Consider the following 23,922-nt stretch of genomic DNA (forward strand, 5'->3'; position numbering starts at 1 on the left):
GTTATTTTTTACGATAGACTTTTTGCACATCAGGCATTACGCGAATGCGGCGCATGATATTAGCAACATGGACACGGTTTTTCACGGTGATCCCTAAATCTATCACGTATAAATTACTTTCTTTTTCATCTGTGGCAATTTCCACTATGTTTGCTTGGGTTGTAGCAATTACATTGGTTAGTTTTGCGAGTGCGCCTTGGTGGTTTATGATTTCCACACGCAGTGCTGCAATATATTCTTTTTCTGGATTATCATCCCATTTAACAACCAAGTACTTGGAGCGTTCAGTTTCCCAGCCGCGAATATTTTTACATTCTTGGCGGTGAACCGTGATGCCTTTACCTTGGCTTATATGTGCGGTGATAGCATCCCCAGGCACTGGTCGACAACATTTAGAATAATTAACTAGCATGCCTTCAGTGCCAATAATGGTCGCTTTAGCATTTTTAGTCATATCGCCTAAATCATCATTGTCATTTTGCAGTAAGCGGCGTGCGATCAGCATGCTCATTAAATTACCGCAGCCAATTTCAACTAATAGCTCTAATACAGTATTGAGTTCATGTTCTGCTAATACGCGACTAATATTTTCGTCAGGCAGATCATCGAACTTCGTTTCACCTAAAGCTGAGTCGAGTAAGCGACGGCCAAGTAATAAAGCTTCTTCATGATGTTGGCTCCTCAGGTAATTGCGAATTCCTAAACGTGCTTTACCGGTAACAATAAAGTTTAACCACGTTGCGTTAGGGTGCGCACCTGAGCTGGTAATCACTTCAACTGTTTGACCCGTATCTAATGCTTTACTTAACGGATGAGGTTTACGGTTAACGCGTGCACCCACACAGGTATTACCAACATCGGTATGGACCGCGTATGCAAAATCAACGGCGGTTGCACCCATAGGTAACTCGACTATGCGACCATCAGGAGTGAACACGTAAATTTCTTCTGGGAATAGCTCTGTTTTAACGTTTTCAACAAATTCAAATGATGAGCCTGCGCTTTGTTGTAATTCCAACAAACTTTGCATCCACTGACGTGCACGTTGTTGTGCAGTGTGGCCTGCGCTATCACCGGATTTTTTATACATCCAATGAGCAGCAACTCCTTTATCTGCCATGTGATCCATATCGTGAGTACGGATCTGGATCTCAACAGGGATCCCATGTGGACCAACTAATGAGGTATGCAACGATTGATAACCATTAGTTTTAGGTACTGCTATATAATCTTTAAAGCGAGTTTCAATTGGCTTATATAAATTATGGGCAACACCAAGTACCCGATAGCAGATATCCATTGAATCAACTGCAATTCTAAATGCGTAGATATCCATGACTTCATTAAACAGTAACTCTTTATTAAGCATTTTTTTATAAATACTATATAAGTGTTTTTCGCGCCCAGAAACAGTGGCTGTAATGCCAGCTTCTTCAAGGCGTGCTGTTATCTCGGTTTGGATATTTGAAATGACTTCTTTGCGATTGCCGCGCGCTTTGGCAACTTCTGACTTTAAAGCGCGATGACGCATCGGGTAGAGGGCTTGAAAACCTAAATCCTCTAACTCATTTTTAATATCGTGAATACCTAAACGATTAGCAATCGGCGCATAAATCTCTAACGTTTCGCGGGCAATACGTCGACGTTTGTCAGGACGTAATGCTCCAAGAGTGCGCATATTATGAGTACGATCAGCAAGTTTGATTAAAATAACACGAATATCTTGTGTCATTGCCATAATCATTTTTCGATAGTTTTCAGCTTGGAATTCTTTTTTATCTTTAAAGCTGAGCTTATCAAGCTTGCTTACGCCCTCAACTAATTCGGCGACTGTCTCGCCAAAAATTTCGGCTAAATCTTGTTGGCTAAAGTCGGTGTCTTCAATCACATCATGCATTAATGCAGCCATTAACGTTTCGTGATCTAAATGCATACCAGCCAGAATTTGGCTTACTTCAACAGGGTGAGTAATGTAAGGTTCGCCACTTGAGCGAGTTTGACCCTCATGGGCCTCTCGGGCTACCACATAGGCTTTTTGTACCAGCTCTACATCAGCAGCAGGTAAGTATTCTGATATTTTCTTTTTTAGACCTTCAAAAAGATACATTCACACTCCAATGTTCTCGTGAAGCAAATAGGTAACGGTATGTTAAGAATATACGATGAAAAGAAGGGATTGCCAACGGCTAGAATAGAAATACTATACCGTTGGCTAAATCAGACAAGGAAGTCAGATTATTGGTTGCCGCCTACAATAGCTGCAACTGCAACCATTTCAGCCGCCTCTTGATGTTGTTGCTCTTCACGATCAATAAGATCCATTGATGAGCTATCTACTAAACCAAGTTCAATTTCACGTAAAGCAACAACCGTTGGTTTATCGTTTTCAGGATCAACCAGTGGCTTTTTACCACCGACCGCGATTTGACGGGCACGACGGGCCGCAACTAAAATTAAATCAAAACGATTACCAATTGCATCTACTGCATCTTCAACAGTTACGCGAGCCATCTTAGCACTCCAAATAAATTTTTAAGCAAAGACGTAGTTTACTGCACCGAGTCAGATTCGCCAATAGCTTGTGGTTAATTTAAACAAATAAAATACTTACTGAACCCAAATTAGGATTTAACGCAGTAAGTCTACGAGTAAATCTTGATGGCGAATAGCTTGGCTTTGTAGCGATAAGCGTTTTGCCAATACGATCGTCTCAATTTCCTTCAGCGCAGTTGCAAAATCATCGTTAACCACGACATAGTCATATTCATTGTAATGAGACGTTTCAGATTGTGCTTTTGCCATGCGACCAGCAATGATTTCTTGTGAATCTTGGCCGCGATTATTTAAGCGCGCTTCAAGCTCAACTTTTGACGGTGGTAGGATAAAAATGGTTTCAACATCAGCGACCAGATCACGAACTTGACGTGCACCTTGCCAATCAATATCTAAAAATACATCAATACCTGCTGCAAGCTGCTCTTCAATTGCTTGCTTTGATGTACCGTAGTAATTATCGAACACTTGCGCCCATTCAAAAAAATCATTCTTTTCAATTAATGATTTGAATTCATCAACATTTACAAAGTGGTAATGCACGCCATTTGCTTCGCCCGGACGAGGCGAGCGAGTAGTATGCGATACAGATACTTTTATATCATTATACTTAGTTAACAATGCATTGATTAAGCTGGATTTACCCGCACCAGATGGTGCCGATAAAATAAATAAGTTTCCGCGAGTTTGCGTCATTACTTTGCTCTCTACTAAAAATAAATAGGCTTGAGTTACAAGTAACTCAAGCCTTAGATAACACCATTATACTTTAATAACCAAACACTGCTCAAGTTGAGCCAAGAAACACTTACTCAATATTCTGGATCTGCTCACGCATTTGCTCTATCAATACTTTAAGCTCAACCGCAGCATTGGTGATGTCGCTATTGATTGATTTAGAGGCGAGGGTGTTTGCTTCGCGGTTAAACTCTTGCATCATGAAATCTAAACGACGACCACAAGCGCCACCTTTTTTAAGGATTTTTTTAGTTTCTTTGACATGAGATTTTAAACGGTCTAGTTCTTCAGCTACGTCTTGTTTTTGTGCAAGGTAGATGAGCTCTTGCTCAAGGCGAGCTTCGTCAATATTTGCAGTTAAATCTTCTAATTTTTGTGCTAATTTTTCACGCTGCCATTTGGCAATTTCTGGCATGTGAGTTTCAACTATCGCTACTTGCTCTAAAATAGCATCAAGGCGAGTGGCTATCATCTCTTCAAGATTAGCGCCTTCATCACCACGTGCAGATTTAAAATCTTCAATCACTTGATCAAAACCAGCAATGAGTGCGGTGTTAACGCTATCCATATCTAGCTCTTCAGCTTCCATAACACCAGGCCAACGTAAGATGTCGACAGGATTAATATCGCCATTACTTTGTTGTTGCACCCATTTGGCGCTATTGATCAGTTGTGCAGCCAACGCCTCATTAATTGAAAGTTCACCAACATGGGCTGGGTTTGCCACAAACTTTAAGAACACTTCAACCTTGCCGCGTTGTAAATGTTTACGTAGGCGCTCACGGATCACCGGCTCCATGCCACGAAATTGCTCAGGTGCGCGAATAAAGGTTTCAAGGTAGCGTTGGTTAACTGAACGAACTTCCCACGTGCCAGTGCCCCAATCGCCTTTTATTTCGCGACGCGCGTAAGCAGTCATACTGTGGATCATGGATGGTTTCCTAGTTTTATTAAACAATATTAAAAGTGATTATACCGTAACACTGGTTAAGCTCTAGCGGAAATTTTTGTTGCTGCGAATTTTACAATTTGCTTTTGTTTAAATCAGCATGGCATCTACAGCTATATATACATATAATGTGGGAAATTCTGAATTAAGGGGATCGTGAATGCGTCCAAGCGAAAGAACACCTAACCAAATTAGACCGGTTACATTTACACGTAATTACACTTTGCATGCTGAAGGCTCTGTGTTGGTTGAGTTTGGTAACACAAAAGTACTTTGTACAGCCACTGTTGAATCAGGTGTACCGCGTTTTATGAAAGGCCAAGGTAAAGGCTGGATCACAGCTGAGTACGGTATGTTACCGCGCTCTACCCATACCCGAAATGGCCGTGAAGCGGCGCGTGGCAAGCAAAGCGGTCGTACTATGGAAATTCAACGTTTAATTGCACGCGCACTTCGTGCCGCAGTTGATTTAAAAGCGTTAGGCGAAAATACCATTACTATTGATTGTGATGTTATTCAAGCTGATGGCGGAACTCGTACTGCATCAATCAGTGGTGCTTGTGTTGCTCTAGTCGATGCGTTAACACATATGCGTAGCAAGGGTATGATCAATTCAAATCCTCTTAAATTTATGATTGCAGCTATTTCGGTAGGTATTTATAAAGGCCAAGCTATTAGCGATTTAGAATATTTAGAAGATTCTGACGCTGAAACAGATATGAACGTAATTCTGACCGAAACAGGTAAAATTATTGAAGTGCAGGGTACAGCCGAGGGCGAACCTTTCTCGTTTGATGAGCTTGATGAATTACTCACTCTTGCGAAGCATTCAATCCGCGAAATCATTGACGTTCAGAAGCAAGCATTAGCTTAATAAGTAATAGGTTTATAGTAATGAAAGATTATCAAATAGAGTTTATTGAATTCGCCTTAGAAAAACAGGTGTTAAAGTTTGGTGAGTTTACTTTAAAGTCTGGCCGTACTAGCCCTTACTTCTTTAATGCGGGATTGTTTAATACAGGTCGTGACCTTGCACGTCTTGGTCGTTTTTATGCTGCCGCCCTTGAAGATGCAGGCATTGAATATGATGTTTTATTCGGTCCTGCTTATAAAGGTATTCCAATTGCAACAACTACCGCAGTAGCACTTGCAGATCATCACAATAAAGATGTGCCTTATTGCTTTAACCGTAAAGAGAAGAAAGCACACGGTGAAGGCGGCACATTAGTAGGCTCTGAGCTAAAAGGCAAAATCATGTTAGTAGATGACGTGATCACTGCTGGCACAGCAATTCGTGAGTCTATGGAAATTATTGCAGAAAATGGTGCGGATCTAAGTGGTGTCTTGATAGCTCTTGATCGTCAAGAAAAAGGCAAAGCTGAACTGTCTGCAATTCAAGAAGTAGAACGTGACTTTAATACTAAAGTAGTTTCAATAGTAAAACTTGCAGATTTAATTAGCTACCTTGAAACTAAAGGTACTATGAACGAGCATCTTGCATCAGTAAAAGCTTATCGTGAGCAATATGGTATAGCTTAACCTAAGTATACTTAAAGCTATTCAACAAAAGCCCGATGATTTTCATCGGGCTTTTGCGTTTTATAACCGTATAAAGTTATTTTGAAGTTAAAAAAGTATCTCTTTTGTAGGGTTTGGCTTGAATTTTGAACGAACAGCACTTTATTTCAAGTTTTCTTTAAAAAACGCTTGCGTAAAATTCGCCGCGCCCTATAATGCGACCCCACTGAGACGGCAGACAGCAACGCTTAGCGAGGCAAGAGTTAATCAGTTAGTCGAGTAAAACTTGAGTTTAGATTTTTAATAAAGTTTAAAATTAAGTGTTGACAAAAAAATAGGAAAGCGTAACATGCGCAGCCCTAGCGAGATAAAGTTTAACTTTAACCGCAGCGTTCTTTAACAATATAAAGCAATCATCTGTGTGGGCACTCGTACAGATTGAGTTCTAACAGCCAAGCTTGGTTCGCTAAGCAAGGCAAAAAATTTAGAGTCTCAATTGAAACTGAGTGACCAACAGAAGTAACTTATTTATAAGTTGCTTCGGCACAGTCAATTCAATATCGAAAGATATTAAATAAATTCAGAATTCATTGAGCTGTCGAAAGACAAAAAACTTTTAATTGAAGAGTTTGATCATGGCTCAGATTGAACGCTGGCGGCAGGCCTAACACATGCAAGTCGAGCGGTAACAGAGAGTAGCTTGCTACTTTGCTGACGAGCGGCGGACGGGTGAGTAATGCTTGGGAATATGCCTTTTGGTGGGGGACAACAGTTGGAAACGACTGCTAATACCGCATAATGTCTACGGACCAAAGTGGGGGACCTTCGGGCCTCACGCCAAAAGATTAGCCCAAGTGGGATTAGCTAGTTGGTAAGGTAATGGCTTACCAAGGCAACGATCCCTAGCTGGTTTGAGAGGATGATCAGCCACACTGGGACTGAGACACGGCCCAGACTCCTACGGGAGGCAGCAGTGGGGAATATTGCACAATGGGCGCAAGCCTGATGCAGCCATGCCGCGTGTGTGAAGAAGGCCTTCGGGTTGTAAAGCACTTTCAGTAAGGAGGAAAGGGTAGTCTTTAATAGAGGTTATCTGTGACGTTACTTACAGAAGAAGCACCGGCTAACTCCGTGCCAGCAGCCGCGGTAATACGGAGGGTGCGAGCGTTAATCGGAATTACTGGGCGTAAAGCGTACGCAGGCGGTTTGTTAAGCGAGATGTGAAAGCCCCGGGCTCAACCTGGGAACTGCATTTCGAACTGGCAAACTAGAGTGTGATAGAGGGTGGTAGAATTTCAGGTGTAGCGGTGAAATGCGTAGAGATCTGAAGGAATACCGATGGCGAAGGCAGCCACCTGGGTCAACACTGACGCTCATGTACGAAAGCGTGGGGAGCAAACAGGATTAGATACCCTGGTAGTCCACGCCGTAAACGATGTCTACTAGAAGCTCGGAGCCTCGGTTCTGTTTTTCAAAGCTAACGCATTAAGTAGACCGCCTGGGGAGTACGGCCGCAAGGTTAAAACTCAAATGAATTGACGGGGGCCCGCACAAGCGGTGGAGCATGTGGTTTAATTCGATGCAACGCGAAGAACCTTACCTACACTTGACATACAGAGAACTTACTAGAGATAGTTTGGTGCCTTCGGGAACTCTGATACAGGTGCTGCATGGCTGTCGTCAGCTCGTGTTGTGAGATGTTGGGTTAAGTCCCGCAACGAGCGCAACCCCTATCCTTAGTTGCTAGCAGGTAATGCTGAGAACTCTAAGGAGACTGCCGGTGATAAACCGGAGGAAGGTGGGGACGACGTCAAGTCATCATGGCCCTTACGTGTAGGGCTACACACGTGCTACAATGGCGCATACAGAGTGCTGCGAACTCGCGAGAGTAAGCGAATCACTTAAAGTGCGTCGTAGTCCGGATTGGAGTCTGCAACTCGACTCCATGAAGTCGGAATCGCTAGTAATCGCGTATCAGAATGACGCGGTGAATACGTTCCCGGGCCTTGTACACACCGCCCGTCACACCATGGGAGTGGGTTGCTCCAGAAGTAGATAGTCTAACCCTCGGGAGGACGTTTACCACGGAGTGATTCATGACTGGGGTGAAGTCGTAACAAGGTAGCCCTAGGGGAACCTGGGGCTGGATCACCTCCTTATACGATTTAGAACTTATTTGTTCGTAGTGTCCACACAGATGATTGTTAATTAGTGCGTATCCCTTTGGGATAACTAATTAATATGCTCTTTAAAAATTTGGAAAAGCTGATAATAAAATTCGTATAAATACAGTGTATTTGTACAGAGTTTTCAAAAGTAAAAAAGAATGATAGCAGTATCATTCAGTGCCATTTAATGAACGTTTACGTTTGTTGATTGGTATCTACTTTAGTATTCAATATTAACTTCTGGCGAAGTTAAACTGTCACGAAACAAAGACCCGTTTGGGTTGTATGGTTAAGTGACTAAGCGTACACGGTGGATGCCTTGGCAGTTGGAGGCGATGAAGGACGTATTAACTTGCGATAAGCCTAGTCAAGCTAGTAAAAAGCACTTGAGACTAGGATTTCCGAATGGGGAAACCCACCTGCTTGCAGGTATCGTTAACTGAATACATAGGTTAACGAGGCGAACGCGGAGAACTGAAACATCTAAGTACCCGTAGGAAAAGAAATCAACCGAGATTCCGAAAGTAGCGGCGAGCGAAATCGGAACAGCCCTTAAGCTTAATTGGTGTTAATGGAAGGCTCTGGAAAGTGCCACGATACAGGGTGATAGTCCCGTACATGAAAATCCCTTTTAAGTGAAATCGAGTAGGTCGGAGCACGTGAAACTTTGACTGAATATAGGTGGACCATCATCTAAGGCTAAATACTCCCAACTGACCGATAGTGAACCAGTACCGTGAGGGAAAGGCGAAAAGAACCCCTGTGAGGGGAGTGAAATAGAACCTGAAACCGTGTACGTACAAGCAGTAGGAGCCCACTTGTTGGGTGACTGCGTACCTTTTGTATAATGGGTCAGCGACTTATATTTTGTAGCGAGGTTAACCGAATAGGGTAGCCGTAGGGAAACCGAGTCTTAACTGGGCGACTAGTTGCAAGGTATAGACCCGAAACCCGGTGATCTAGCCATGGGCAGGTTGAAGGTTGAGTAACATCAACTGGAGGACCGAACCCACTAACGTTGAAAAGTTAGGGGATGACCTGTGGCTAGGAGTGAAAGGCTAATCAAACCGGGAGATAGCTGGTTCTCCCCGAAATCTATTTAGGTAGAGCCTCGGACGAATACTTACGGGGGTAGAGCACTGTTAAGGCTAGGGGGTCATCCCGACTTACCAACCCTTTGCAAACTCCGAATACCGTAAAGTAATATCCGGGAGACACACGGCGGGTGCTAACGTCCGTCGTGAAGAGGGAAACAACCCAGACCGCCAGCTAAGGTCCCAAAGTCATAGTTAAGTGGGAAACGATGTGGAAAGGCCCAGACAGCCAGGAGGTTGGCTTAGAAGCAGCCATCCTTTAAAGAAAGCGTAATAGCTCACTGGTCGAGTCGGTCTGCGCGGAAGATGTAACGGGGCTAAACTATGCACCGAAGCTGCGGATTCAGAATTTATTCTGAGTGGTAGGGGAGCGTTCTGTAAGCGGTTGAAGGTGTACCGGGAGGTATGCTGGACGTATCAGAAGTGCGAATGCTGACATGAGTAACGATAATGCGGGTGAAAAACCCGCACGCCGGAAGACCAAGGGTTCCTATCCCATGTTAATCAGGGTAGGGTAAGTCGACCCCTAAGGCGAGGCCGAAAGGCGTAGTCGATGGGAAACGGATTAATATTTCCGTACTTGGTATAATTGCGATGGGGGGACGGAGCAGGCTAAGCAAGCATGGCGTTGGTAGTCCATGTGAAAGTGAGTAGGCTAGTGACTTAGGTAAATCCGGGTTGCTGTTAGGCTGAGACACGAGACGAGTCACTAAGGTGATGAAGTTGCTGATGCCATACTTCCAGGAAAAGCCTCTAAGCTTCAGATTATACCGAATCGTACCCCAAACCGACACAGGTGGTCAGGTAGAGAATACTAAGGCGCTTGAGAGAACTCGGGTGAAGGAACTAGGCAAAATCGTACCGTAACTTCGGGAGAAGGTACGCTCCGATTGGTGATGAGACTTGCTCTCTAAGCTGATTGGAGCCGCAGTGACCAGGTGGCTGGGACTGTTTATTAAAAACACAGCACTGTGCAAAATCGCAAGATGACGTATACGGTGTGACACCTGCCCGGTGCCGGAAGGTTAATTGATGGGGTTATCTTCGGAGAAGCTCTTGATCGAAGCCCCGGTAAACGGCGGCCGTAACTATAACGGTCCTAAGGTAGCGAAATTCCTTGTCGGGTAAGTTCCGACCTGCACGAATGGTGTAACCATGGCCACGCTGTCTCCACCCGAGACTCAGTGAAATTGAAATCGCAGTGAAGATGCTGTGTACCCGCGGCTAGACGGAAAGACCCCGTGAACCTTTACTACAGCTTGGCACTGAACATTGAACCTACATGTGTAGGATAGGTGGGAGACTTAGAAGCAGAGACGCTAGTTTTTGTTGGAGTCGTCCTTGAAATACCACCCTTGTAGTTTTGATGTTCTAACGTTGGCCCCTGAATCGGGGTTACGGACAGTGCCTGGTGGGTAGTTTGACTGGGGCGGTCTCCTCCCAAAGAGTAACGGAGGAGCACGAAGGTTGGCTAAGTACGGTCGGACATCGTACGGTTAGTGTAATGGTAGAAGCCAGCTTAACTGCGAGACAGACACGTCGAGCAGGTACGAAAGTAGGTCATAGTGATCCGGTGGTTCTGAATGGAAGGGCCATCGCTCAACGGATAAAAGGTACTCCGGGGATAACAGGCTGATACCGCCCAAGAGTTCATATCGACGGCGGTGTTTGGCACCTCGATGTCGGCTCATCACATCCTGGGGCTGAAGTCGGTCCCAAGGGTATGGCTGTTCGCCATTTAAAGTGGTACGCGAGCTGGGTTTAGAACGTCGTGAGACAGTTCGGTCCCTATCTGCCGTGGGCGTTTGAGAATTGAGAGGGGTTGCTCCTAGTACGAGAGGACCGGAGTGAACGAACCGCTGGTGTTCGGGTTGTCATGCCAATGGCATTGCCCGGTAGCTACGTTCGGAACTGATAAGCGCTGAAAGCATCTAAGCGCGAAGCAGGCCTCGAGATGAGTTCTCACTAGAGCTATAAGCTCTCTGAAGGGCCGTTGAAGACTACAACGTTGATAGGCAAGATGTGGAAGCATAGTGATATGTTAAGCTAACTTGTACTAATTACCCGTGAGGCTTAACCATACAACGCCAAACGCGTTTTATGTGATAGTTGATAGCGCAAGAAGTTAATAGACTAAAGTAGATTTACTGAAAACTTTATTATCAGAATTCCAAATTTTAGTTAATTGCTAACGCGATTAACACCAAATTTGCTTGGTAACAATAGCGTTTTGGACCCACCTGACCCCATGCCGAACTCAGTAGTGAAACGAAACAGCGCCGATGATAGTGTAGCATTTGCTATGTGAAAGTAGGACATTGCCAGGCTCCAAATTGAGAAAGCCGCTTCAGAAATGAAGCGGCTTTTTTACGTCTGGCATAAAGTAAAAATAAAGGTTCGAGGTGAAAGGTAATAGGTTAAAGAAAAAGAATAAGAGCCTAAAGCCTACTCTATACATTTGCTATGTGGTTCTCTACCGCTGTGGGCACTATGACATCACCAAGCTCCAAATTGAGAAAGCCCGACTAGCAATAGTCGGGCTTTTTTACGTCTGGAACAAAGTTAAAACACCAAGCCAAGACCCCATGCCGAACTCACTAGTGACCGCTCTTGCAATCCTATGCTCTACGGCATGTGTATTCCTATACACAGCTCGAAGGCGAGCCCCGCACAAGCGCCGCCCCGACACAAAGATAGTGTCGCATTTGCTATGTGACTCTCTACCGCTGTGGGCACTACGACATCGCCAAGCTCCAAATTGAGAAAGCCCGACTAGAAATAGTCGGGCTTTTTTACGTCTGGAATAAAGTAAAAATAAAGGTTCGAGGTGAAAGGCAATAGGTTTTAGGTAAAAAGAATAAGAGCCTAAAGCCGACTCTATACATTTGCTATGTGACTCTCTACCGCTGTGGGCACTATGACATCACCAAGCTCCAAATTGAGAAAAAGCCCGACTAGCAATAGTCGGGCTTTTTTACGTCTGCAGGAAAGCTATTGGCTTCGAGCCGTCAGCGTTAACCTTTGACATGCGTGTACTGTCATTTTCTAATCTTGAAAACTAGCGCCCTCTATAAGTGATAGGCAAGCTCGCACTCTTTGTAAGTAAAAGGCAAATTAGCATTATTAATAAGTGACTGTAAGCGTGTTTTATTAGGTATTATTTGAGTAATAAAGTCAGTCTGCTTTTCTTCTAATATGGTAGAATTTTATTTCTGTTTTCAATGCCAATGAGGGTTACCTTGCCTACCTCTGATTATCAACAAGTCTTAAATGAAATTACCGCTGAGGTGCAACCACTGTTATCACAAGGTAAAGTGGCGGATTATATTCCAGCATTGGCTGAGGTTGATGCTAACCAATTTTCTATTGCTATATATACGACTGATGGCCAGACATTTTGCGCAGGCGATTGCTCGCAACGCTTTACAATTCAATCTGTTTCTAAAGTAATGACGTTAACGTTAGCGCTTGCAGCGCTATGGTAATGAATTATGGCAACGAGTCGGCAAAGAGCCGTCAGGTACTGCGTTTAACTCTTTGACTCAGCTTGAGTTTGAAAAGGGTATACCGCGTAACCCTTTCATAAATGCCGGTGCTATCGTTACCTGTGATGCGTTATATAGCCGCTTGTCTGCACCTATGCATTCAATGTTAGAAACATTTAGGTTATTGTCTGGAAATAAGGGCATAGTGATTGATAAAAAGGTCGCTAATTCTGAGTATGAATTTCGTCATCGTAATGCTGCTATGGGGCATTTAATGAAGTCCTTTGGTAACTTTAAAAACGAAGTTGACGATGTGTTATGGGCATATTTTAATTTTTGTGCAATAGAGCTCAATTGTGTCGAATTGGCTAAAGCATATAACTTTCTGTGCCAATAAAGGGATAGATAACGTGTCTAATAGACGCGTACTTTCAAGTCTGCAAAACAAACAGCTCAACTCATTATTATTTACCAGCGGCCTCTATGATGCGGCGGGCGATTTTGGTTATAGGGTTGGTATGCCGGTAAATCAGGAGTATCGGGCACTATATTAGCGGTGTTACCGAATAAGTTTACAGTGGCTGTGTGGTCGCCAGGGTTAAATTCATTTGGCAACTCGGTGGCAGGAATAGCAGCCCTTGAGCTGCTATCTAAAAAACTTGATATCTCTATTTTTTAACTAATATGTATTGGGAGTTGTTACTGCTCCCAATAAACCTGTTCGAGGCAGTCTTCACGCTCAGGTAAACCACGAGATAAGCGCGGTGAATGCTGTACTAACACCTCAAAACTGGCACGGTTAGCATACTTACTAATTTGTGCTAATGATGAGTAGGTCATTGCCGGTTGCTGGTGTTTAGCTGAATTACCAACATTGAGCTTATGGTAAACATTTGCCGATAAGTCATGTAGTACCGCCGCTAATGCACAATCTCCTGCACCATTGGTGTTCTTAATAGAGTCTGGACCACCCATAAATGGCGCTGTATGGCTGTATGCACGAATTGGCTGCTGACAGTCAACTTTGCGCATAGCGCGCGAAAACTCATAACGATTGAAATCTGGTATTGCGCCAGGCAGCAATGGGTATTCTGTTTCTCGTTTAAATTGCTCATCGATGTAGCCTGCCATAAACAAGCCTTTTTCACCTGCGGTACAGATCACTAAATCTACCCAATCAAGTGCTTTATCAGCAGCAAGTAGAGGGTCTTCAAAGCCAGTTATTGCCAGCCCTTCTTCCTCATTCATTGCTAAAATATCAACATGTTTTTCAACAAAACTAGCCCACCAAGTAGGGTCTTGCTCGATTAAAAACTTAGTACCAAGAGTGAGTACGACAGGGATGCCAGCATCATTGGCATATTTGACAGCTTGCATTGTTGCTTCTGTCATCGTCTCAGAACCTTGCGTACGCATTAAGTAAGCACTGATCACTAATGCCGATGAGTTCTCTATTAACTCCTGATCGATTGATTCAGGTCGTAGGTGGTTCATCAGCCCTGCGCTGATCGCAAAAGTACGTTCACCAGTATCGTCAATGAGTGTAAAGCAGCGACCGATCGGACCATCTACCGGTTGTAAGTAGTCGAGATCGACACGACTTGAGGTGTTACATAAAAAGCGATAAGCGTAGCTACCAATTTTAATGTTTTCACTCATCACACCCAGTAGTACAGAGCGGTCATCCGCTAATACTGAGTAGTTGTGCATAGTGTTGCCGATAGTACCGCCTGCAAACTCATAATCGATCATATCGTTGAGTTTTAAGCGGTCATATAATGCATTGGTTATATCACTATCAATAACTTGCGACATACCTCGGCGCAGTTGAAATTCGTCAAGGAAAGCTTGATCGACTTTAGCTTCTATATCAACTACGATTTGATCTATCCCTGTGATGTAGCTGCGTTGCAACTTATCACTGGCGTTGAGTTGATTAGTAAGTGGATCTTTGGCTTCCACTGGAAAATAATGTTTATGCCTGCGGCGTCCAGGAAATTTCATTTGCTACCCGTGTGTTGTGAGCTAAATAAAAAAAGCGAGAGATTATATCGTAAATCGCACGGGGTGAGCCATGTTAAAGCTGTTTTAATTTGTTTTATTTTTATCACTAATCAGTATATTTAGCGTTTTAATGACCTAAGTGAGTATAATTAAACAATAATTAGTTAAAGATTAAGTCAATGAGTGAACAATTGAACGATCAATATTGGATGGCGCAAGCTCTAGAGTATGCAAAAAAAGCGGAGCAGTTGAATGAAATTCCTGTCGGTGCTGTACTGGTCAAAGATAATCAGTTGATTGCAGCTGGCTACAATCGTTCGATTACCGATAACGATCCTTCTGCTCATGCAGAGATGATTGCGATACGCGAAGGTGGCAAGGTCGTTAATAATTACCGCTTGATTGATTGTACTTTATACGTCACGTTGGAGCCATGCTCTATGTGCGCCAGGTTGCTAGTACACAGTCGTATCAAACGTTTAGTGTTTGGTGCTGCGGATGAAAAAACAGGATCAGCAGGCTCTATTATGAATCTATTACAAGATCCTAGATTAAATCATCAGGTTGAAGTTGAGGCCGGAATACTAGGTGAGTTATGTGGGCAAACTATTTCTGATTTTTTTAAACGCCGCCGTCAAGAAATAAAAGCTGCAAAGAAAGCTTTGCGTGACCTGAAGGCTTAACCTGCAGGTGCTGCAATGCTTAACTCTGCCATTTGTTGCATTGCAAACATTCTGCGACGCCAAATTACTTTTCTATGTAAATTACGCAGCATTATTCTGCGACGGGTAGATGATGAATAAATAACATTTCGTTTGAACGAATGTGTACGCCGACGTTTCAGCATGGTTTCTCCTGAAAATGTGAGAGTGAGAAAAGATATAAGTTAATTATATACTTGATACTACACATTAGTGATCATTTGATGACAAGTAAATAGATATTTTAGTTTGCGCGTACCTATCGCATTTAAAGTTATTTTTATTGTTCGCCGTTATCTTTTTTGCGGTGCTTGCTCATCGATACTGTCATCTTTTGTTGGGGAGACCGTGGTTTGTATTGTGGCAGGCTTTGGATTTTTAATCTCAGCAGCTTGGGTAGTAGGTTGATCTATTTGTTCTGCATCATCGGGTTCAGTAGTCGGTGTGCTGATCGCGTCATTTTCATCTAACCAAACTAGTGCATCGTAGTAACGACGAATATTATCCACATACTTGACTGCAACGTCACCGCGCGAATAGCCATACTTGGTTTTACGGTAGTAACGTTTTTTGATTAATAGCGGTAAGCGTTTTTTCACATCAGCCCATTTATCAGGGCTAGCACCTTGCTGCTCGGTAATAATACGAGCATCGTTCACGTGACCCCAACCAATATTATAGGATGCTAAAGCTAGCCAAGTACGATCTGGCTGAGGAACGCGGTCGGGAATTCGTTTTTCTAGCTTCGTCAAATATTCTGCGCCGCCTTTGATATTTTGCTCAGGAGCAAGACGATTAGTTACGCCGACCTGCTTTGCAGTATCACGAGTGAGCATCATAATACCACGAACTCCTGTGGGGATTTTGCTCGCGGATTCCACATTGATTCTTGATAACTTAAAGCTGCAAGTAATCGCCAATCTAGGCTGCCTGCATATTGCTCAAACCAAGGTTGATATTTTGGCAGTGTTTCTTTAATTGCTTCAATATAGGCAAGGGTATTAACGTAGTTAAATTGGCGGACATGGCCAAAATATTTTTCTTCAAGTACATAAAGCTGATTACTTTGTTTTACTTCACCAAAAAACGGCACCATTAACGCATATAACGAATCGTCGCCGTCTTTGCGCAGCAGCCAAGCAATGGGATCGTTACGAGTAACAGAAAAACCAATACTAAGATTAGGGTGATAGCGACGAAACAACGATAGGGTATGTGAGTCGGCAAGAGTGTAATCAATTTCACCATCGATCACTGCTTGTAATAGCTCTTCTTCGTCGAGATCTTCTGTTTCGCGCCAATTTAAATTGGGGTGAGTTTGTTTAATTTGTTGCAGTGCCAATGAATGGCTACTTTTGGCAAGTACTGTCAGGTTATCGGTTAGATCATCAAAATCACGAGGTCTTACTCTACCTTGTTTATAAACCAGTTTTTGGCTAATTGTGCGATAGGTTGGGCCAAAACGGTAATCTTGGGCGCGTACTTTATTGTACGTTAAACCAGAGGCTATTAAGTCTAAATCGCCGCTATCTAAGCGTGAAAACATGTCGGATAAGTTAAAAAATGGCACCATCTCCAGTTCAACCCCAAGGTGATCTGCAAACTCTTGGGCTAACTCATATTCAAATCCTTGTTCACCTTGCACTGCTTGATAATAATTACTTGCTCCAGCTAACGTACCCACTCTGATTTTGTTTTGAGTTTTTATTTGGCTAAGTTGAGATTGCTGCTGTTGCATATCGCAGGCACACAAAAGCATTACTAACGTAATGATTGTTATTAGCTTTTGTTTAAACATACTGTGCCCCTTGAATGCTATTACACCCTTATATCAAAACTTTGCGATGACGTCACTTGGCGATTTGTCATAGTTGACTTTACTGTGTTTGATATTTCATCTGCCACTAGGCATTATTAGTAATAAACGATGCTAACTTATAGCGCTCTTGCCGCAATTTTAATTCCCTGCTTAACCTGTATTTCCGAGTTACTTGAGTATATAATACCCGCCTAAAATATCGTTCAATCCCTAACCCCGGATGAAAATACCTATGTTGATCCTTCGTGGTGCACCAGCACTTTCCGATTTTAGAGTTCAGAAAATTTTAGCCCGTTGCCAACAGGCGCAACTTCCAGTCACTAATGTATACGCTGAGTATGCACACTTTGCAGATCTAACCGCACAGCTGTCAAGTGATGAGCAAACTAAGCTTGAGAAGTTACTTACCTATGGTCCAACGATTGCCGAACATACACCTGCAGGCACTTTGGTGTTAGTAACGCCTCGTCCTGGCACAATCTCGCCATGGGCTTCAAAAGCGACGGATATTGCACATAATTGTGGCTTAACTCAAGTACACCGTGTTGAGCGCGGCATCGCTTATTATGTTGAAGGTGACTTAAACGCTGAGCAATTAAATCAAGTTGCAGCCTTATTACATGACCGCATGACCGAAGCAACGCACAGCGCAATGTACGACGCTGCGACGTTATTCCGTACTGATGCACCGAGTCAAATGTCATCAGTTGACATTTTAGCCGGCGGCCGTGAAGCGCTAGCAACTGCAAACGTTGAGCAAGGTTTTGCCCTTGCTGATGACGAAATTGATTACTTGGTAGAAAACTTCCAAAAGTTAGGGCGTAACCCGAACGACATTGAATTATTTATGTTTGCACAAGCAAACTCAGAGCATTGTCGTCATAAAATTTTTAATGCAGATTGGACCATCGATGGTGTAGTTCAGCCTAAATCGCTATTCAAAATGATTAAAAATACCTACGAGCTAAACCCTGAAAACGTATTATCTGCTTATAAAGATAACGCCGCAGTAATGAAAGGTTCGAAAGCGGGTCGTTTCTTCCCAAATGCTGAAGGTGAATATGCATATCATCAAGAGAACATTGAAATCTTGATGAAAGTTGAAACCCATAACCACCCAACTGCGATTGCACCTTTTTCTGGTGCTGCTACCGGTTCAGGTGGTGAAATTCGTGATGAAGGTGCAACAGGCCGTGGCTCTAAGCCAAAAGCAGGTTTAGTTGGCTTTACTGTATCAAACTTACGTATTCCTGGTTACGAGCAACCGTGGGAAACTGATTTTGGTAAGCCTGCTCGTATCGTTACAGCATTAGATATTATGACTGAGGGCCCATTGGGTGGCGCTGCGTTTAATAATGAGTTTGGTCGTCCAAACTTAGTCGGTTACTTCCGCACTTATGAAGAGCAAGTAACCAGTCATAATGGCCTTGAGGTGCGTGGTTACCACAAGCCAATTATGCTTGCAGGTGGTTTAGGTAATATTCGTACTGACCATGTACAAAAAGGTGAAATTCCTGTTGGCGCTAAGTTGATTGCGTTAGGTGGCCCAGCGATGAACATTGGTTTAGGTGGCGGCGCTGCTTCATCAATGGCGTCAGGCCAATCAAATGAAGATTTAGATTTTGCGTCAGTACAACGTGAAAACCCAGAAATGGAACGTCGTTGTCAAGAAGTCATCGATAAATGCTGGCAGTTAGGTGATGCTAACCCAATCGCGTTTATTCACGATGTGGGCGCGGGCGGTTTATCAAATGCATTCCCTGAGCTTGTTAATGACGGTGGTCGTGGGGGCAAATTCCAACTGCGCGATATTCCGAATGATGAGCCGGGCATGGCACCGCATGAGATCTGGTGTAACGAGTCTCAAGAGCGTTATGTACTTGCTGTCGCGGTTGAATATTTTGACCGTTTTGAAGCCATTTGTAAGCGTGAACGTGCGCAATATGCTGTAATAGGTGAAGCGACTGAAGAGCGTCATTTAACCGTTGCAGATAGCCATTTTGGTAACAACCCCGTTGATTTACCACTGGATGTGTTATTAGGCAAAGCACCTAAAATGCACCGTGAAGCGCAATCTCAACAAGTTATTGGTAAAGCGCTGGATACTGCAAATATTGACGTAAGTGAAGCGGCAACACGTTTATTACGTTTACCTGCGATTGCTGAAAAGACGTTCTTGATCACCATTGGTGACCGCTCAGTAACAGGGCTAGTTGCTCGTGACCAAATGGTTGGTCCTTGGCAGGTGCCAGTTGCTAACTGTGCCGTAACTGCAGCAACGTATGACACTTACCATGGTGAGGCAATGTCTCTTGGTGAGCGTACACCTGCAGCATTGCTTAATTACGGTGCATCAGCACGTTTGGCCGTAGCTGAATCATTAACCAATATTGCTTGTGCTAACATTGGACCGCTTGAAAACATTAAGTTGTCTGCTAACTGGATGGCAGCAGCTGGTCACCCTGGCGAAGATGCGGGTCTTTACGAAGCAGTTAAAGCGGTGGGTGAAGAGCTTTGTCCTGCGCTTGGTTTAACCATTCCTGTGGGTAAAGACTCTATGTCGATGAAAACCCAGTGGGATGAGAATGGCGAGCAGAAGTCAGTAACAGCACCATTATCACTTATTATCACCGCGTTTGGTCGTGTTGACGATGTACGTAAAACGGTTACTCCGCAGCTACGTACAGATAAAGGTGAAACCTCACTTATCTTGGTTGACTTAGGTGCTGGTAAAAACCGACTAGGTGCATCAAGTTTAGCGCAAGTTTATAAGCAATTAGGTGATGTAACGCCAGATGTAGATAGCCCTGAATTACTAAAAGGCTTCTACAATGCAATGCAAGCGTTAGTCGCTGATAATAAGTTACTTGCTTATCATGACCGTTCAGACGGTGGTTTATTTACCACAGTGGCTGAAATGGCATTTGCGGGTCATACTGGTGTGACTGTTAATTTAGATGGTTTAACAGGTTCTGACATTGAAGCACTTTATAATGAAGAGCTCGGTGCGGTAATCCAAGTTGCTAACAGTGATTTAGAGGTCGTGAACGCAGTATTTGCTGAGCATGGCATTGCTGCAATCAGCCATGAAATTGGCACACTTAACAGTGACGACAGTGTGGTATTTAACCGCGCTGGTAACCCTGTACTTAGTAACACGCGTACTGAATTACGTACTATTTGGGCAGAAACCACCTACCAAATGCAAGCACGTCGTGATAATCCTGATTGTGCTAAGCAAGAATTTGATGCCAAGTTTGATGTTAAAGATCCTGGTCTTAACGTTAAACTAAACTTCGATTTAAATGAAGATGTGGCAGCACCGTATATTGCGACAGGCGCTAAGCCTAAAATGGCTATCTTACGAGAGCAAGGTGTTAACTCGCATTTAGAAATGGCAGCAGCATTTAACCGTGCAGGTTTTGCGGCAGTTGATGTACACATGAGCGATATTCTTGAAGGGCGTTTAAGTCTGGAAGAGTTTAAAGGCTTAGTGGCATGTGGCGGCTTCTCTTACGGTGACGTGTTAGGTGCTGGTGAAGGTTGGGCTAAATCAATCTTATTTAATGATATGGCACGTGAGCAGTTCCAAAGCTTCTTTGAGCGCCAAGACTCATTTAGTTTAGGTGTGTGTAACGGTTGTCAGATGTTATCAACATTAAAAGAGTTGATCCCTGGCACTGAACATTGGCCACGCTTTGTGACGAATAAATCTGAGCGTTTTGAAGCACGTTTTAGCTTAGTTGAAGTGCAAGAGAATCCTTCGGTATTCTTCAACGGTATGGCGGGCTCTCGTATGCCTATCGCTGTGTCTCACGGTGAAGGTCATGCTGAGTTTGCTAATGATGCAGCAGTGAAAGCAGCGCTTGAGTCAGGTACTGTAGCGGTTAAGTTTGTTGATAACTACGGTAACCCTACGACACAATATCCTGCTAACCCGAACGGCTCGCCAGAAGGTATCACAGGTATTACTTCAGCTGATGGCCGTGCTACTGTAATGATGCCTCACCCTGAACGTGTATTCCGTGCGGTTGCTAACTCGTGGCACCCAGATGAGTGGCGCGAAGATAGCCCATGGATGCGTATGTTCCGCAATGCACGTAAAAATGTAGGTTAAACTATATTTATACACACTAGATTCATTATCTAGTACTAGAATAAAAGGCTGCACTGTGCAGCCTTTTTTGTTTATGCTGGTCAAAGGTCAAAGGTCAAAGGTCAAAGGTCAAAGGTATTTTAAGGATAATATGTTTAAGCGTGTAGGTTGGGGGTTATTAATTCTAGTGCTAAGTGTACTTTCACTTGGCTATATTTTTCGCATGCCGATCACTTTGCATTTTGTTGCTCCTCCACTGCATCAAGCTGGAGTTGAACTGCATTGTTTGGATTGGTCGTTAACAACCAATCTGGATCTCCATGTACAGCGAGCATGTATTGGCTATCAAGGGCAGTTGCTTGAATTAGCTGATATTACGGCCAATACTCAAAACATCACGGTTAACCGTGCAAATTTAATACTGGTAAACCATGATTCTTCGACTGAGCCTAGTGTGGCTAAAAAGCTTGCTTTGGCGCTACCGCAAGCTCGCCCGTTGTTACATCTAAAACGTTTAGTGATCACTCAGTCTCAATTAAAAAAGCCACTTATTATCAGCATAAATGAGCCGATGTTAAATGAGTTTGTTGTTACTGGTGATGTAAAAGCTGAGGTTGACGTTAAAAATACCAAGCTGGCAGGAAATATTGAGCTTGATGAGCGACTACTTTCTACATTTAAGGCCGCGACTGTAAACTCGATTGCAGGACTTAATTTAACTAGCCAACATAGGTTCGTTTTTGATGGTATTGCACTCGATATAGACACTCAGCTAGGTGCTGATTTCACTTACGCCATTAATACCTGCTCGATGACAATTAAAAGTAGTGGCAAAGTCAGTAGTCACTATAACTTAAATTCAAAAACATTAACCCTAGATGCTCAGCAATTAGCAACAACACTCAATGGCAAAAATGAGTGTTTACAAAGTTTGGGTGGTGTTATCGATGATGATGATGCACAGCAGCAATTTGTTACTCGGCAAATACCGTTAAATTGGCGATTAGTTTTACCTAGTAAGATCATTGTGCAAGACACTCAATTGACATTAGATCAGCTAACATTGCAGGCAGGATCACAACTGCTAATGAATGTTAAACAGTTAGCGGTTGATATAAAGAATCCTTTAGAAACCCTATTGGCACAATTCGCGTTGTCGTTTTCGAGTGATGATATTGCATTATTAGATATAGCCGCGAGTGTTGTTAGCAGTGATATTGATGGTAACTATCAGTTAAAAGTGGCTACGCTGCCTGATTTTATCGATGTTGATGCGCAGCATATTAGTGCACAAGGGCATTTTTCAATAAATAGCATATTGGCTGCACAGCCTGCTCTCGAATTGTCAGCACAATTAGCGCTGGGGCAATTAAAAGTGCATGATATTGGCATTGATAATTACCAAGCAACTTTTAAGGCGAAGCTACAAAGTAATCAATACTTAACCGCTAGCTTATCGAGTCAGATTGATACTGTTAATATGGGGAGTATTAAACTATCTCAGCTGACGAATCAGCTAACTGCTGCAGGAAGTTTGTCAGCAGGGGAATTGTTTTTTGATTTAACCAGTGAAACAAAGTTAGCCAAGCTACAAACGGAAGAGTTACGACTTAACGACATTCGCATAAGCTCAACAGGTTTACAAAGTCGTGCCTTGCAAGTATCTCATCATATATATGTAGAAGGGATAGAGCTTGTAGCAATGCATAATATAACAAGCACAGCTCATCCATTTGAGGTGATAATTTCAGAGCAGTTAGTTACTAAGCTTAACCCACTGCTTCATCAATTTGTGCCGCTTGCAACCTTAACAGATGGTAAAGTCAGTGGCCGTATTGCTGGTGATATTAATCTGCAACAGGCCGATCTCTCTTTACAGGTAGTCGGTGTAAGTGGTTTATACACAGATTACCTTGCTAAGCATTTTAATACTCAATTTATAGGTCGTTATGATTCAGGGCAGCTTAATGTTGTGCCTTCTACATTTGAACTAAATGAATTACGAGCTGGTGCTGTGGTGAAGCAGCTAACAGGGTTTTGGCAAGTGCGGGCAAATGAACTTGCTGTTACGGAGCTTACAGGGAAGGTTATGGCAGGGCATTTTTTGCTGGATAAATATCGCCTTACAGAAGAGCCGCAACAAGCATTAGTTACATTTGACAATATAGATGCTAGCAAGGTCATTACCCTTGATGCTAAATCGGGTATTAGCTTAACTGGAAATGTAGCTGGACACTTGCCTGTTTACTTCACAAAAGCGGGTATTGAGGTTAAAGGTGGGCAGCTTGTTAATCAAGGTGCTGCTAAATTACTTATCACTGATAATGCAGCTTTTAATTCGGTAAAGGCTCAACAACAAGAGTTAGGGCCTATACTTGGCTTGCTTGAAAATTTAGATATTCAGAGTATTAAAAGTAGTGTTAACTTAAAACCTGACGGCTGGATGACCTTAGGCGTTAATTTGCAAGGGTATAATCAACAGCAAGCACAGCAAGTTAATTTTAACTATAATCATGAAGAAAACGTGTTCACACTATTACGAGCACTGCGCTTAAGTGATGAAATTACGCAAAAAGTTGAACAAGAGTATTCAACAAAAGGAAGTAATAATGACTAAATGGTTAGTAATATTGACCGCATTGGGATTACTCAGTGCATGTACGCATCGTGTTGAGGTGGCCGCCAAGGAGCCTATAACAATTAACTTAAATGTTAAGGTCGATCATGAAATCCGCGTAAAAGTTGATAAAGAACTCGACAGTTTATTTAGTGATGACAGCGAATTATTTTAAGGAGC

General features: G+C 43.2%; 12 protein-coding genes, 3 rRNA genes and 2 pseudogenes. 10 read left to right on the forward strand and 7 right to left on the reverse strand.

Going from position 1 to position 23,922, the window contains the following annotated elements; all coding sequences use genetic code 11:
* Position 1: 1 nt before the first annotated feature.
* From spoT to P4S61_RS11290, 4 genes are all read right to left on the reverse strand, one after another.
* Positions 2–2,107: a bifunctional GTP diphosphokinase/guanosine-3',5'-bis pyrophosphate 3'-pyrophosphohydrolase gene (gene spoT, locus P4S61_RS11275; protein ID WP_145237104.1), complete on the reverse strand. Its 2,106-nt coding sequence runs from the start codon at positions 2,105–2,107 to the stop codon at positions 2–4.
* 128 nt (positions 2,108–2,235) lie between these two features.
* Complete coding sequence (gene rpoZ / locus P4S61_RS11280) at positions 2,236–2,511, reverse strand: DNA-directed RNA polymerase subunit omega (protein ID WP_337118285.1); 276 nt, start codon at positions 2,509–2,511, stop codon at positions 2,236–2,238.
* A 117-nt stretch (positions 2,512–2,628) separates the two neighbouring features.
* The gene (gene gmk, locus P4S61_RS11285) at positions 2,629–3,249 is read right to left on the reverse strand and encodes a guanylate kinase (protein ID WP_337118286.1); all 621 of its coding nucleotides are present in this window, start codon (positions 3,247–3,249) and stop codon (positions 2,629–2,631) included.
* Positions 3,250–3,361: 112 nt separating this feature from the next.
* Positions 3,362–4,222, reverse strand: a complete 861-nt coding sequence (locus P4S61_RS11290; protein ID WP_145237110.1) for a YicC/YloC family endoribonuclease — start codon at positions 4,220–4,222, stop codon at positions 3,362–3,364.
* Between the two features lie 178 nt (positions 4,223–4,400).
* On the opposite strand from P4S61_RS11290, the gene rph reads away from it, so the two are divergent.
* The 6 genes and pseudogenes from rph (at position 4,401) to glsB (ending at position 13,184) form a co-directional block, all read left to right on the forward strand.
* Positions 4,401–5,114, forward strand: a complete 714-nt coding sequence (gene rph / locus P4S61_RS11295; RefSeq protein WP_145237114.1) for a ribonuclease PH — start codon at positions 4,401–4,403, stop codon at positions 5,112–5,114.
* Positions 5,115–5,134: 20 nt separating this feature from the next.
* A complete protein-coding gene (pyrE, locus tag P4S61_RS11300; protein ID WP_145237117.1) occupies positions 5,135–5,779 on the forward strand; it encodes an orotate phosphoribosyltransferase in 645 nt (214 codons plus the stop codon).
* 596 nt (positions 5,780–6,375) lie between these two features.
* Positions 6,376–7,917: ribosomal RNA gene (locus P4S61_RS11305) — 16S ribosomal RNA — on the forward strand.
* 296 nt (positions 7,918–8,213) lie between these two features.
* A 23S ribosomal RNA gene (locus tag P4S61_RS11310) occupies positions 8,214–11,101 on the forward strand.
* A gap of 131 nt (positions 11,102–11,232) precedes the next feature.
* A 5S ribosomal RNA gene (gene rrf, locus P4S61_RS11315) occupies positions 11,233–11,347 on the forward strand.
* Together the 16S, 23S and 5S rRNA genes form the textbook arrangement of a ribosomal RNA operon.
* Positions 11,348–12,259: 912 nt before the next feature.
* Positions 12,260–13,184 (forward strand): annotated as a pseudogene (gene glsB, locus P4S61_RS11320) (glutaminase B).
* Between the two features lie 20 nt (positions 13,185–13,204).
* Here the strand turns inward: glsB and P4S61_RS11325 are convergent.
* The gene (locus P4S61_RS11325) at positions 13,205–14,509 is read right to left on the reverse strand and encodes an inosine/guanosine kinase (protein ID WP_145235032.1); all 1,305 of its coding nucleotides are present in this window, start codon (positions 14,507–14,509) and stop codon (positions 13,205–13,207) included.
* Between the two features lie 179 nt (positions 14,510–14,688).
* On the opposite strand from P4S61_RS11325, the gene tadA reads away from it, so the two are divergent.
* Complete coding sequence (tadA, locus tag P4S61_RS11330; protein WP_337118287.1) at positions 14,689–15,192, forward strand: tRNA adenosine(34) deaminase TadA; 504 nt, start codon at positions 14,689–14,691, stop codon at positions 15,190–15,192.
* Here the strand turns inward: tadA and P4S61_RS11335 are convergent.
* Positions 15,189–15,356: a hypothetical protein gene (locus P4S61_RS11335; protein ID WP_169020230.1), complete on the reverse strand. Its 168-nt coding sequence runs from the start codon at positions 15,354–15,356 to the stop codon at positions 15,189–15,191. The genes tadA and P4S61_RS11335 overlap by 4 nt on opposite strands.
* 147 nt (positions 15,357–15,503) lie before the next feature.
* Positions 15,504–17,008: pseudogene (mltF, locus tag P4S61_RS11340) on the reverse strand (membrane-bound lytic murein transglycosylase MltF).
* Positions 17,009–17,261: 253 nt separating this feature from the next.
* Here mltF and purL point away from each other — a divergent pair.
* The 3 genes from purL to P4S61_RS11355 all read left to right on the forward strand — a co-directional run bounded on the left by purL (position 17,262) and on the right by P4S61_RS11355 (position 23,917).
* Positions 17,262–21,146, forward strand: coding sequence for a phosphoribosylformylglycinamidine synthase (gene purL / locus P4S61_RS11345; protein ID WP_337118288.1), 3,885 nt, complete (start codon positions 17,262–17,264; stop codon positions 21,144–21,146).
* Positions 21,147–21,276: 130 nt separating this feature from the next.
* Entirely contained in the window at positions 21,277–23,742 is a 2,466-nt protein-coding gene (locus tag P4S61_RS11350; RefSeq protein WP_337118289.1) for an intermembrane phospholipid transport protein YdbH family protein, read from the forward strand.
* A complete protein-coding gene (locus P4S61_RS11355) occupies positions 23,735–23,917 on the forward strand; it encodes a YnbE family lipoprotein (RefSeq protein WP_145235041.1) in 183 nt (60 codons plus the stop codon). Before P4S61_RS11350 ends, P4S61_RS11355 begins: the two co-directional genes overlap by 8 nt.
* The last annotated feature ends 5 nt before the right edge of the window (positions 23,918–23,922 follow it).

This window comes from Pseudoalteromonas sp. B160 (genome assembly GCF_037162485.1).
GTDB lineage: Bacteria > Pseudomonadota > Gammaproteobacteria > Enterobacterales > Alteromonadaceae > Pseudoalteromonas > Pseudoalteromonas rhizosphaerae.